This is a genomic window from Paenibacillus sp. FSL H8-0048 (assembly GCF_038002825.1).
Taxonomy (GTDB): Bacteria; Bacillota; Bacilli; order Paenibacillales; family Paenibacillaceae; genus Paenibacillus_AQ.
Genome location: NZ_JBBODF010000001.1, coordinates 1,734,642 through 1,748,148 on the forward strand (window position 1 = coordinate 1,734,642; position 13,507 = coordinate 1,748,148).

At 52.2% G+C, this 13,507-nt stretch carries 11 protein-coding genes; 4 read left to right on the plus strand and 7 right to left on the minus strand.

Annotated elements, in window-relative coordinates; all coding sequences use genetic code 11:
• Positions 1–7 precede the first annotated feature (7 nt).
• The 4 genes from NSU18_RS07665 to NSU18_RS07680 form a co-directional block, all read right to left on the minus strand.
• Positions 8–889 carry a carbohydrate ABC transporter permease gene (locus tag NSU18_RS07665; RefSeq protein ID WP_341020725.1) on the minus strand — a complete coding sequence of 294 codons (882 nt, stop codon included), beginning with the start codon at positions 887–889 and terminating at the stop codon, positions 8–10.
• Positions 886–1,851: a carbohydrate ABC transporter permease gene (locus NSU18_RS07670; protein ID WP_341020723.1), complete on the minus strand. Its 966-nt coding sequence runs from the start codon at positions 1,849–1,851 to the stop codon at positions 886–888. Before NSU18_RS07670 ends, NSU18_RS07665 begins: the two co-directional genes overlap by 4 nt.
• Before the next feature lie 18 nt (positions 1,852–1,869).
• Complete coding sequence (locus NSU18_RS07675) at positions 1,870–4,764, minus strand: extracellular solute-binding protein (protein ID WP_341020720.1); 2,895 nt, start codon at positions 4,762–4,764, stop codon at positions 1,870–1,872.
• Between the two features lie 94 nt (positions 4,765–4,858).
• Positions 4,859–6,250 carry an ABC transporter substrate-binding protein gene (locus tag NSU18_RS07680; protein ID WP_341020717.1) on the minus strand — a complete coding sequence of 464 codons (1,392 nt, stop codon included), beginning with the start codon at positions 6,248–6,250 and terminating at the stop codon, positions 4,859–4,861.
• A 256-nt stretch (positions 6,251–6,506) separates the two neighbouring features.
• On the opposite strand from NSU18_RS07680, the gene NSU18_RS07685 reads away from it, so the two are divergent.
• The 4 genes from NSU18_RS07685 (at position 6,507) to NSU18_RS07700 (ending at position 11,396) form a co-directional block, all read left to right on the plus strand.
• Positions 6,507–7,274 (plus strand): helix-turn-helix transcriptional regulator, encoded by a 768-nt coding sequence (locus tag NSU18_RS07685; RefSeq protein ID WP_341148702.1) that lies wholly within the window; start codon positions 6,507–6,509, stop codon positions 7,272–7,274.
• A gap of 462 nt (positions 7,275–7,736) precedes the next feature.
• The gene (locus NSU18_RS07690; protein ID WP_341020713.1) at positions 7,737–8,591 is read left to right on the plus strand and encodes an ABC transporter permease subunit; all 855 of its coding nucleotides are present in this window, start codon (positions 7,737–7,739) and stop codon (positions 8,589–8,591) included.
• Positions 8,588–9,553, plus strand: coding sequence for a carbohydrate ABC transporter permease (locus NSU18_RS07695; protein WP_341020711.1), 966 nt, complete (start codon positions 8,588–8,590; stop codon positions 9,551–9,553). Before NSU18_RS07690 ends, NSU18_RS07695 begins: the two co-directional genes overlap by 4 nt.
• A gap of 46 nt (positions 9,554–9,599) precedes the next feature.
• On the plus strand, positions 9,600–11,396 hold the full coding sequence (locus NSU18_RS07700; RefSeq protein ID WP_341020708.1) for a hypothetical protein: 1,797 nt from the start codon (positions 9,600–9,602) through the stop codon (positions 11,394–11,396).
• A 533-nt stretch (positions 11,397–11,929) separates the two neighbouring features.
• On the opposite strand, the gene NSU18_RS07705 is transcribed toward NSU18_RS07700, so the two are convergent.
• The 3 genes from NSU18_RS07705 to NSU18_RS07715 form a co-directional block, all read right to left on the minus strand.
• Positions 11,930–12,706 (minus strand): alpha/beta hydrolase, encoded by a 777-nt coding sequence (locus tag NSU18_RS07705; protein ID WP_341020707.1) that lies wholly within the window; start codon positions 12,704–12,706, stop codon positions 11,930–11,932.
• A gap of 147 nt (positions 12,707–12,853) precedes the next feature.
• Positions 12,854–13,252 carry a GNAT family N-acetyltransferase gene (locus tag NSU18_RS07710; RefSeq protein ID WP_341151002.1) on the minus strand — a complete coding sequence of 133 codons (399 nt, stop codon included), beginning with the start codon at positions 13,250–13,252 and terminating at the stop codon, positions 12,854–12,856.
• Entirely contained in the window at positions 13,152–13,418 is a 267-nt protein-coding gene (locus tag NSU18_RS07715) for a hypothetical protein (protein WP_341148703.1), read from the minus strand. The genes NSU18_RS07710 and NSU18_RS07715 overlap by 101 nt, the downstream gene beginning before the upstream one ends.
• Positions 13,419–13,507 lie beyond the last annotated feature (89 nt).

Here is a 13,507-nt window from a genome sequence, read left to right on the forward strand (position 1 = left end):
CTCCTCTCTACTCTTTCATACCGGAAGTAGCCATCGTCTGGATGACACTGCTCTGTGAAATAATGAACAACAGAATCGGCACGGTCATCAGCAGCAGCGCGACTGCCGCTCCGACCCCGGCACGCGCAATCCCGCCCTGGATGACCTGGCTAAGCGCGTAGTGAAGCGTCTTCAGGTTCTCACTGTAGATGAAGCTTCCTCCATCTGTGCCCCACAGCGCCGGAAATTGCAGAATCATCAGCGTCAGCCAGGCCGGCTTCACATTCGGCATTACGATTTGCCAGAACACGCGGTACTCATTCGCACCGTCGATTTTGGCCGCCTCAATCAGCGCATCCGGGATCTGCTCCATGAACTGCTTCATCAGGAACAACCCTAATGAAAAGGCCAGTGACGGCACGATAATCGCAGCTTGGGTATTGATCCACCCCAGCTGTGACATGACCAGATAGTTCGGTATTGCCGTAACATGCGGCGAGAACATCAGGGACAGCACTACAATTTTGAACAGAATGCTTGAGCCCGGGAATTTGAACTTGGCCAGCGGATACGCCGCTGCCGACGCCAGCAGGATGTGTCCTGCGGTTCCTACCAGTGTGATCAGCAGCGTATTCGCAATATATCTGGTGAACGGCACCCAGGAATTGCCCATGATCACCATCAGATCGGTGAAGTTCTCCAGCGTCGGGTTCCGCACCAGGAATCTTGGCGGGAAGATGAACAGCTCATCCAGCGGCTTGAAGGCATTGTTCACCGCGTAGATCAGCGGAAGAACCATGAATGCGCCGAAGCCCAGCAGCAGGCCGAAGAGCATAAAGCTGACAGCAAAGGAACGGTTCAGTCTTTTTTGAGGGCGAAGAGCCCCTATCACTCTTGAATACAGGGTCATTCACCCACCTTTCGGAGCAGCTTCTGGGTCATCATGTTGGTTCCGAGCATAATCGCGAAGAGAATGGTGGCAATCGCCGAGGCATAGCCCATCTCAAAGCGCAATGTCCCGTAATCCATCAGATGCGTTACGACCGTATGACCTGCATAGTTAACGCTCGGGAAGCCCGCAAGCGCAATGGAGACCTCGGCCACCGCGAAGGAGGCGGTAATCTGCATGACCGCGCCGAACATCAGCTGCGGACGCATGGATGGCAGGGTAATGAACCACAGCTCCTGCCAGCGGTTCCTGATTCCGTCCATCGCTCCCGCCTCGAACAGCGTCTGGTCCACGGTCTGAAGTCCGGCGATGAAGGCCAGGAAGCTTGTGCCGAGACTCAGCCAGAGCTGCACAATAATGATGATGGGAAGAATGTATTTCTCATTCTGCAGCCAGATGATCGGCTCCAGCAGCACCCCGATCTTCATCAGGAAGCCGTTGAGATAACCATAGCTGTCACCCGAGAAGACGATCAGCCAGATGAAGAACACATTGCCCGAGATCGAAGGCGCATAGAAGACCAGCGTCATCAGCGACCGCACGAAGGGCGACAGCTCATTAATCAGCCAAGCGAACAGGAAGCAGGCAATGTAGCTTAACGGGCCTGTGATGACAGCGAACAAAAAGGTGTTCTTCAGCGCGATCATGAACACATCATCGCCCAGCAGCAGCCTGGAATAGTTCTCCCAGCCTATGAATCTCGGCGTCTCCAGCATATTGAAATAGAAAAAGCTCAGCCCGAAGGAGACGACCACCGGGATCACCGTGAACAGGAAGAAGATGATCATATAGGGACTCATCATGAAATAATAATGCTTGCTCTTCTTGATATCTCTCCATAATTGCGCCAGGCGGGATTCCTTGAGCGGACCGCCAGCCAGCCCTTGCAAGGCTGGTTCAGTGGTATTGTGTATTTGTACCATCAGCTTGCAGCCTCCAACCTAATACGGAAGTTTGAATTCCTTCCGTTTGATCTGAATTTCATCGTTAATGTAGATCAGATAATCCGACAGGGCTTCACGCGGATTTACATTCCCGTTGACCACCTTGCGGAACGCATTGTCCAGATGCCGGCCTGTGAAGTACCCGCCCGGAACTTGAGGGTTACCCTTCACCCATTGCCACTGGCTCTCCAGCTCCTTGTAATCCTTCACAGGCCACGGCAGCTCCTCCAGCGCTTCAATGTTCGCGGTCGGATAACGTGCCGCCGCTCCCATCAGCCCTTCCATTTCCCGGCCGTACTGGACCTGGGTGTCCTTGTCTGTCCACCACTTCATGAATTCCCAGGACGAATCCTTGTCCTTGGCATTCTCCAGCAGCATGACACCGGTTGTATGGCTGGCCACGCTATGGTCCACCTTGCCGTCCGCCTGCTTCGTTCCCGGCACCACCGTGAATTCCCACAAATTGCGGATTTCCGGCGCCATTACCGTCAGGCTGTTATAGATGGTATAATCGGCAATCCCGATCGGGATCTCACCTGTACGGAAGCGGTTCGGAAAGTCCACCTTCACCGGGAACTTGTAATTGGTATAGAACTGGGTCCACTTGTTAAATTCACTCATGGAGGTCTCCGAGTTCAGCGCGCTTCGCTTCTGGTCATCCGTATAGAGCTGCCCGCCGTTCTGGTAGAGCAGCATGGTGAAGGCCGCATTAGGCACCAGCGTCGCGTTGTTCAGTGTATCCTCCAGCGGAAGATAGAATTCCAGATTATGCCTCTGCAGAACAGAGACCACATTGTAGACTTCCTCCCACGTAGTAGGCGGCTCCAGGCCAAGCTCCTGCAGAATATCCTTCCGGTAAAAAAGCATCGGGAAGATCTGCTGCTCAGGCAGCCCGTAGACACTTCCGTTGTACTTATAAGGGGTGAGCGCACTGTCCCTGAACCGTTCAGCTACTTCCTTGAAATCGGCGAACTGGGACAGATCAGCCGATGCTTTGCGCATCGCATAGTTCACTGGAAGGTCCTCGCCGATCTGCATGGCTACATCCGGCCCTTCGCCCGCCAGGGTTGCCGGCAGCAGAATGTTCGGAGGCACCAGCCGCAGCGCCACAGAGATACCCGTATCCGGTGTAAAGGTATCGTCAATCATGCTCTTCATCACTTGAGCCTGATCCCGGCCAGTCGAGATCCAGACCGTAATCGCCTTCTGATTCTTCGTCACGTTACCGATACTGTCGTAGTCTTCGGTATACGAGGCACCATAGGCTCTGAGCTCATGCTTCAGCTTCTGGAAGAAGGTAGCCTGCGCAGACGGGAGCGGCTTATCCGGCGCCGAGACCACCAGTGAATCCAGTGTCAGCGGCTGTTCCCGCACGCTTAGAATCCAGGTTCCCAGACCGCCGACATTCGTCTTGAAGGAGACCAGCCGTTTGGCTACCGTATCCGGGTGCTTAGCCATATCCTCCAGCTGGGTGACCATCGAGTACAGCACGGATACCTTGTCGCTGCGTTCCCCGGTGGCCTGCTCCAGATATTCACCGACACTGCGGATAATCTCCGCCTGCTCCCGGAACACCTTGGTCATCTCCGGTATCCGCTTCTCCAGCTGATAGTCACGGAACTTATCCGGGTTATTGGAGGTAATCGCCAGAATATTGCGGTACATTTCATTCAGGGTCAGGACACTGGACTGGATGGTACGGACCAGCGGGGCGATATCGCCCAGGGTCACGGTCAGTCTCAGCTTGTGCGTCCCTTGTGTAAGATGGAACAGATAAGGCTCTTCCCCGCCGAGTACATTCATCTGCCAGCCGGGCGAGTAATTGAAGCGGATCTGCTTCATCTCGGTGAAGGGATATTCACCGTCAATGGTCAGGCTGCGATTGGCATAGACACCCCGGAGCTGATTCTGCTTCTCCTTGAGCGCTATCCGGTACAGACCTTCTTCAGGGACATCAATCTCCCATTCGATCCATTGCCCCGGCAGCTTCCAGTTCACCCCGCCGATGGTATTGATTCTTAGCTTCGAGACCGCATAAGGCACTACTGCCGGGCTGGAGCGGTCAGATAACGGATATAAGGTAGGCGAGGATTTGGCGGATGCCGCTTCGGCCTGGACCTCGATATAAGGCTCTTTTACCGGCTGAAGGCCCTTAGTCTCATAATCCTGCTGAGCCTCTGCATAAGACCGCACTGTCCGGTCCTGGAACAGCTCGATATAATCAATGGCCATCGGCTCACGGAGCGCAGTCAGCGACAGGGTCTGGTTCCCCTGCTCCAGATAGAAGGCATATGGTTCCTCATAGAAGCCTTCACTGTCCGCAATAACCGTGGACTGCCACACCGGCTGCTCCACCTGTCTGGGGCGCAGATCATTGCCGCGGTCATCCTGCTTGATGACTTCTTCACGGTTCCCCCAGACCCGGTCGAAGAGCAAGGTATCCGCTCCCTTGAACGGCACCTCCCGGTTGATGGATAAGGAACGCTCAATCGACGAGCTTTTGCCTTCCACCGGATAATAATGAACCCGGATGTTGTACAGCCCGGATTCCGGAACCGGCACCTCCCAGGAGATGGTTCCCGATTCCGGTGTAATGACTGCTGTTCCGTCAAGCCCCTCGAATTGCTGCTTCACCTCGAAGACATCTCCGCTGCCAGGGGAATAGCTCTCCCCTTCGATACGGATCTCCCGGTCAGGGCGCGGGGCATCCCCGTGTTGCTTCAGATAGGCTTCATAGCTGCCTTCTTCGGCATCCTGCGCGGCTGCTGTGAACTTGCCTACTGCGGGAGAATCGGAATGCACACGCTGCCCCGGGGAATTAAATATCCAGATCGTCCCGGCCAGCAGGACAACAACCAATATAATCGCTATGTTCCTGATTCGAATATTCAATCGTACTCCTCCCCTTAAGCGATGGATCATGTAAATTGCCGCAAGAATGGGAACAACAGTCCGCGGGGGACTGTTGTTCCATGCGGATATCCGTTTATTTTTTGTAGACCGCGTCTACAGAAGCCTGAACCTTCGCCTTGTACTTCTGAATGACAGTAGATGCCGACGTTCCCTTTTTCAACTCGTCAATCATCTCGTAGTAAGGCATAGTCGAGAAGGTGTTATGGTTCGTTAACAGCATACCGCCTTCGACCAGCTTGGCGTTGTTGATATCATCCTCGTTGTCATATGTGCTCTCCAGGGAAGCCTGCTTCGGATAATCGTAGATCGACTCGATATCGTTGATCTTCTCCCAGATATACAGCAGCTGGTCCGGATTCTCGGCCTTCTTCGGGATCGTCAGGAACTGGACATTGGATTCCACACTGTGGTATTCGGTAGCATTAGGCCCTTTTGGAAAAGGAACAAAGCCGATGTCATAATCCTTCATATCCGTCTTGAAGCCGTTCGCCTCATAATCGGCTCCCGCATACATCAGCGTGTTCCCCTGGCGGAAGAACTGCGCCGGTTCCTGCCAGTCCCCGCCTTCAGTCGGCCGCGCTACCTTCTCAGCTCCCAGCTTCGCGATGAACTTGAAGACCTCCAGCAGCTTGGGATCATCGAGATTCTGTTTGTCCTCAATGGTCAGATCGGTCTCGTTGGAGGCCATTGCCATCTCTAAGAACCCGCCTGAGGCCAGGCCCCAAACATCAAGTTTTCCGTTGTTATCTGTATCCTTGTTCGCTTCTTTGGCGACTTGGGTGAAGGTCTCCCAGTTCCAGTTATCCTCGTTCACATATTCCTGGAGCGGCTTCATGCCCAGCTTCTTCATCAGCGTGCGGTTATAGAAGACCCCGCTGATCAGGTTGCCCGCATTCTCCGAGAAGCCATAGCCCCGGCCCTCATATTGTGAGAATTCCGTAGTCATCCGCTGATTGAAGGCATTCTCATTCTTGGTGTACTCGTCTACCGGCCAGAACATATCCTGCTTCGTCAGCACCGGAATCATATATCCCTTGCCCATTCTGACAATATCGCCAAGCGGTTCACCGGCAACCAGTGAAGCCACTACCTTCTTCTGGTATTCACCGAAGTCCAGCGCTACATATTCAACCTTGAAGTTATGCTTGGCCATCAATTCCTTCAGATTCTTAGAGCGCTGGATATTGTCAGGATTGTCCTCGGGAATCTTCATATCCCACCAGGAGACAATCTTGATCGTTCTGCCGCCCATATCGAAATCCTTGTCCGGTGTAGCATTGCTCGGCTCCGCAGCCGGCGTAGCTTCCGCAGTGGCCTCAGCTGCCGGAGCCTCCGTAGCCGCCGCCGGCTGGGCTGATGCTCCCCCTCCGGCGTTCCCGCCGTTCCCTGCTCCGCCGCCGCAAGCCGTCGTTGCAGCTAATAACAACATACTAATGAATACTGACATTACTTTTTTTGCCCGCATGATCTGTCCCCCCAAGTATGAATGACTTACCTCGAAAGTTTAGCGCTTACATTTTCAGGCAGCAACCCGTCTAACTTCAGGTGTTCACCTGTCAAATTATAGGTCGGGTCCGCAAGTCCTTATCCGCCGGGCAACCGGATTCCGATCAGGTAAACAAATGGAGCCTGGTGCAAGAATTGCACATTGTAGCGCCCGGCTGTGTTGCACATAATGGATGAAGGAAGCTTAACTTCTCTCTGAAAGCGGGGTCTTCATCTTGTACAGAATCTTATGTGTAGAGCGAAACCGTCAGGTGCGGGAGATCGCTTCTTATATGGCAGGGAGCAGACTTAAGAATTTCATCATTCATGCGCATGCTGATTATTCATCCGATATTCTGCGGCTGATCCACAGCGAGGGGATATCGCTGGTTCTTCTGAACATTAGGGACGCCCATGCGGCGGGCATGAGAGTCTGTGAGCAGATCAGGCAAGGTTGCTCCGTTCCGATTATCCTGCTCGGCGGCAGCGGGGATTTCGGCTTGGCGCGCCAAGCTTTACTCTACAATGTAAGCGATTACTTGAAAGACCCGGTGGACCCGGCTGAGCTGAGCGGAAGTCTGGAGGCAATTAGTCGGGTGCTGGCTCCGGACGGCAGACCGGCTGCTGCGGAGCAGGATTATGCGGAGTTCACCCTTCAAAAAGAGCCGCCCTCCCCGTCTCCAATTGTCAGTACGATCAAGCAATACGTGGATGCGCAGCTCCATCGTAATATTACGCTCAAGCAGATTTCCGACTCCTTGAACTTCAATTGCGCTTATCTCGGACAGAAGTTCAAGCAGCAGGAGAAGATATCCTTCAACGAATATCTCCTGCGCCAGCGGATGGAGAAGGCTAAGCTGCTGCTGGAAACGACTGACATGAAAATCTATGAGATTGCAGACGCTGTCGGGTATTCGGAAACCGACTGGTTCTACAAGAAATTCAGAGAATACACCGGGACCAGTGCCAATGAATACCGCAAGCAATGCTTCATCACTGCCTGAGGCAGAGGGATTGGAAGGAGCGGCCTGTGCGAAATCTGGAGCAAGGCTCTGAATAAGTCCGGCCGCTAGCCTCCCGTATGCCTTCTTCCCACTCCTATAAACTCCCGTTTCATCCGCGTCTCCTGCTTCTCTCCCTTCCTCCTCCCATGCCATTGCCCTTTTCGTCCGCGTCTCCTTCACCTTACAATAGATCAATAATTGGTGAGGATCGGTCATTGTAGGAAGATAGACGATAACTTATTATAGTTTCATACATGAAAGCGTTATCAATTACTCCGAAATTGCTTATCATTGCTTTTATTATGAAGGGGGATGACAACCAGACAAGTTACTCAGGATTGCTTGCCCCGGCTTAGCTTCAGGAAGCAATCATACAAAGAGAATATGATGAGGAGTGAAACAATGCGCAGCCAGAGCATGAGAAGCAATTCGTTCCGGAAATTCCTTTACATCTCTCCCTTTATGCTTTTACTCGCTGTCTTTGCCTACTATCCGCTTTATGGATGGGTATATGCATTTTTTGACTACACCCCGCCTATCCCGTTGTCCGCCTCCGAGTTCGTCGGTTTCAAATGGTTCCATTCCCTGGTTGAGAATCAGGTCAAGATCGACCAGTTAATGCAGGTCATCTGGAATACCTTCGGCATCAGCGGACTGGGCATCCTTTTCTCCTGGCTCCCGATGATCTTCGCTATTTTCCTGACCGAAATCAAGGCGGTACGTTTCCGCAAATTCATCCAGACAGTCACCACACTGCCGAACTTCATCAGTTGGGTGCTTGTGTACTCCCTCGCCTTCTCCATGTTCTCCAGCGAAGGGATGGTCAACGGCTTCCTGCATATGACCGGGCTGACCGATTCTCCAACCATGTTCCTGCAGAGCTCCGAGCACGTATGGTGGACGATGTGGGCTTGGGCTACCTGGAAGACACTGGGCTGGTCCGCCATTCTGTACATCGCAGCCATCATGGGCATCGACGAATCGCTGTATGAAGCGGCTTATGTAGACGGGGCTACCCGGATGCAGGTGATCCGCCATGTCGTATTGCCAAGCATGATGCCAACCTACTTCGTCCTGCTGATGCTCCAGATTGCCAGCTTCCTGAACAACGGATTGGAGCAGTATTTCGTATTCCAGAATGCGTTTAACAAGGACACTATTCAGGTTCTTGATCTATATGTGTATAACCTCGCCATGGGCGGCGGCAGCTATTCCGTCTCTGTTGCGATCAGTATGCTGAAGAGTGTAATCAGCGTGGTGCTTCTCTTTTCGGTGAACGGGCTGTCCAAAATGCTGAGAGGAGAGGGCATTGTATGAGTGACAACCAGACCAGTCTTACGCCAAACACCCGCGAGATTGACCTCACCAAGAAAACAGTCAAAATGCAGGTCAGCGCTACCGATAAAATCATCTCTACTATTATCTACATCCTGTTCTCACTGTTCGCCTTCATCTGCGTTTATCCGTTCTACTCGATCATTATCAATACGATCAGCGCGAATGATCTCAGTGCGAAGGGCGAAATTATTTTCTGGCCTAAGGGGATTCATTTCCAGAATTATATCGATGTGTTCAAAATCCCGGGTCTGGGCAATGCGTTCATGATCTCTCTCGGCAGAACCGTAATCGGTACGCTGCTGACGGTCGGCGCCTCGGCCTTCCTCGGTTTTATGTTCGCCCAGGAGGACATGTGGGGCAAGAAGTTCTGGTACCGCTTCACCATTATCACGATGTTCTTCAACGCCGGGATCATTCCTTGGTATCTGACCATGAGATCGCTGCATCTGACGGACAACTTCCTGGCTTATATTCTTCCGTCCGTTGTTGCTCCTTTCTTCATCATCCTGGTCAAAACCTTCGTCGAGGCAACACCGAAGGAGCTTCAGCAGGCGGCCAGTATTGACGGCGCAGGAATCTTCACGATTTTTTACAAAGTCATTCTGCCGATCAGCAAGCCGATCCTTGCAACCGTTGCCATCTTCTCAGCGGTCAACCAGTGGAACTCTTTCCAGGATACGCTCCTGCTGGTAACGGACAGTAAGCTCTACAGCTTACAGTTCATACTATATAACTACATCAACCAGGCAAGCTCCTTGTCGACCATGGTCAATCTGCAGAATGCCGGCTCCACGGCTATGGCAACCCTGGCGACCAAGCAGACCTCTACCTCCATCCGCATGACCGTAACCATTATCGTAGTCGCACCTATTCTGCTGGTATATCCGATCTTCCAGAGATTTTTTGTCAAAGGAATTATAATTGGTGCGGTCAAAGGCTAATCCGCCAGCGCCATTTATGATACATTAAACATTCGGGGGGCTACACATGAAAACACACATCAAGCTGGGCAGAAAGTCCGCGCTGTTACTAGGGACGACCATCCTGCTGGTAACAACGGCGCTAAGTGGTTGCAGTGGTAATTCCAACAATGGAGGAGCTGCTGCGGGGACGGCCGAGCCCGGAACACCTGCTGAGTCATCCGATCCGGGCACAAGCAAAGGCATCGATCACAGCAAACCACTAACCATTACGGTATTCGACAACGCAGCTAACTATCAAGGCGAGCAGACGGGATGGTACGGCAAGCTGCTGAAAGACAAGTTCAATATCACACTGAACATTCTGGCTCCGCAGGTAGCGGGCGACCAGCTGTACAAGACACGCTCGGCATCCGGTGACCTCGGCGACCTCCTGATTATTGAGAACAGCCAGCTTGAGGAACTGATTCCGGCAGGCATGATTATGGATCTAACCGACATGATTAAGAACACGGAGCATCTGTCCCAATATGTAGACAATCACTTCAAGCCGTTCAATGTGGCCTTCGAGAAACAGAATCCGGATGGTAAAATCTATGCTCTCCCGGCCTTCACCGCCGATACTTCGCCAACGACCTTCTCGGAAGAGCTGCCATACTCCAGCCCGATCATGCCTTGGGATTATTACAAGGGAATCGGCGCGCCGAAGCTGAACAATCTGAACGACCTGATGACAGCCCTGAAGGACATGCAGGCTAAATATCCGAAGACTCCGGACGGCAAGCCGATTGTTCCGATTACGCTGTGGAAGGACTGGGACGGCGGAAGCATGGAGAATGTCCGGTGGCTGAGCAACTGGTATGGCTATGAGCAGCCGAACGGTACGACAACGATTCAATTGAATGCCAAAGGCGATATCGTTCCGATTGTGGACGACAACAGCATGTACAAGAAGATTCTGCAGTTCTATTATGACGCTAACAAAATGGGTCTCGTCGACCCGGATTCCCCTTCCCAGGACTGGAACAAGGTATCTGAGAAGCTGACCAACAAGCAGGTGCTGCTCCTGTGGTACTCCTGGCAGAGAGGCTTCTACAACACGATTGAACGCGGCAACCAGGGTGACGGCAACGTGGCAGTTCCGATTGGCGATACCCACCTGATCCAGAACAGTGATGCTTATTTCGGGAACGGCAGAGTATTCGCCATCGGCTCCAAAGCGAAAGAACCGGAAAGAATCATGGAACTGATGGACTGGATGTCTTCACCGGAGGGCCTGCGTTACTATACCAACGGTTTTGAGGGCTTCAACTATGAAAAGACAGCAGACGGCAAATTCAAGCTGACCGAAGTTGGTCAGACTGCATTCCAGGAAAACACCCCGGTCCCTGCTGAATATGGCGGCGGCGGTTACCAGGATGGCCAGAGCAAGGTCAACTCGATGATTATGAGTGATTTCGTGACCGACCCGGAAACCAAAGAGTTCTATAACAGCACCTACTGGGCTTCCACCATCGAAGCGAATAAAACCAAGCTGACCACCGACTGGCAGAGCACCTATGACGCCACTACTCCGACCGAGTACTATACAAAGAACAACATGATCGACATCGTGCCGAACATCAACACCAGTCTTGGCTCCGATTCCTCTGACGTCAAGAACAAACGCAGCCAGATCTCGGATTATGTCAAGAACACCTCCTGGAAAATGATCTTCGCCAAGGACCAGGCCGAATTCGACCAGCTCTGGACCAAGCTGAAGAGCGATGTGGAAGGTCTGGGCTGGAACGATGTCTTCGCGGTAGACAAGGAAAGAGCAGAGAAAATCGTTAAAATGCGTGCTGACGCGATTGCTAACAAGTAAGCAAATGAACGTTAATGCGTAAGCTGTAAAAGCAAAAGAAAAGGCAGCCCCGGAGCCATTATGTAATGGCTTTGGGACTGCCTTTTTTGGCGGCTTCCGTCTCTCAATTCCGGCCAACGAACCAATCTCCAGCCGTTCGGGTACCTCATCGGCAAACAAATGGATAAACGTATCTTAATTTCCCGCTTTCTAAGGATTACCCGGCAACAAGTGGAAAAAACATAATTAATTTTGAGATTTCACCCACTTCAGGTGAATTGTGATGAATTAAGTGCCTTTTATCCAACTCCTGTTCCCGTAAGGAAAGTTGGTTCATCAGCAAGTGTATAAATTCCATCTATTTCCTCGCAACTTCTCCATAGCCGCGTGCTGTGCTGTCTTGTGTGACCGGTGGATGATAAACAGACGTTAGTTGAGTAATTACTGAGTAATTAGTTGGCGGTCATCGTACGTTGGGCGGGTGATTGGCAGGAGATTACGCAGCGCTTCCAGCCAGAATAGGAGGCACCCACTCCGGGCGCCTCCTAGACCATTTAGAAAATAAGCTGAGCGAACTGGTACAAGCCGTTCTTCCAGACCGGCCAGTCATGGTCGCCCTGTTCCTCCACCCAGATGTGAGGCACGTTATGCTCTGAGAAATAAGCATGGGTGCGGTCGCTGACATACTTCAGGCTGTCGAGGTCTCCGCAGGATAACCAGAGAAGCTTAAGCGCATCCGCTGCCTTCTGCGGGTCCGGTACCAGCAGCTCAGGCTCCTTCGTGTTAGGTGCCGGTGAGAAGGCTCCCACCCAGGCGAAGCGGTCCAGGTTATTCAGACCCATGTTGAGCGATTGCCCTCCGCCCATGGACAGCCCGGCCAGCGCGCGGTGCTCCCGGTCCGTCAGCACGGAATAGTTCGCTTCAATATAAGGGATCAGATCGTTCAGCAGATCAGACTCAAAGGCCCCGAAGGCTTCCAGCTTGTCAGGCGCAAAGATGTCGCCCACCGCACGGTCATTCTGCATCGCCCGGCCATTCGGCAGAACTACAATCATCGGCTTCAGCTTGTGATCGGCATACAGGTTGTCCAGAATAATCTGCGGCGTGCCGTGTGTGTACCATTCGTCCTCATCTCCGCCAATGCCGTGCAGCAGATACAGTACACTGTATTTCTCAGCGTCTGAATAGCCAGGCGGCGTATAGACTCTTGCCTTCCGGGGGTTGCCAACTGTTGCAGAGGGATATTCGATCATCGTGATCTTACCACGCTCAATTCCTGCTTTCTCCTGATCATATCCCGCTGCTTGTGTTGTATACTTCTGATGGTTCATGTCCAAAGCTGCTCATTCCTCTCATAGATTATATGTACATCCCCACACTTTGTTTATTCGATAAACTAAGTCCGGAATCCTGCTGAGGAAGCTGCTGAGCAAAAAAATATTTGGAGCATCGAAATCCATCAGTAACGCCTGTACGGACTAGATTTGACGTTCATACACATACGAATGCATTGGAATAATCTCCACTGGATGCAGAGATTGATAGAGGGCATTAGCCTCAGCAGAAAAACCCGTAATGTATGCCGTTGTCACACCTTGCTCCTTCAAGCGGATGAAGCATGCAGAAATGACAGACTTGCCGAAGCCGCGTTGCCGGTAATCCGGGTGGGTCCCAATCGTCTCTATAACCGCTATCTTGTTGTCCTGATCCACGAACCCGAAACAGAAGGCAACAGGCCGCCCTTTATCATCCACTACCGAGAAATCAAGCTCCGCCTTATAGGACTTTAGATCTTTTCTCCAGTACTCTATGCTCCCTGCATTGGCCTTCGTCTGTCCCTTCCGCCATTGAGCGGATATGGAACCCTTCTTCCAGATTCAAAATGTATTCCGTATGCGTAAGATCGTATCTTCGGGTGTTCCCGATATGAGAATCCTGCACAAATCCTTGGTCTAATAATGCCTGAACCTCCAGACCATAGGGATAGCAGTCGGTGTTGAGCTTCTTTTTCCCCTCGCCCCATACATTCCGTGTCCATTCCACCATCTCGCCTGCCAGTTGCGGATAATCCGGGTGGACAATTAAGCTGAAGAAGCTGCCCCGTCAAAGTTACCATTGTTCTCAAAAAGGCA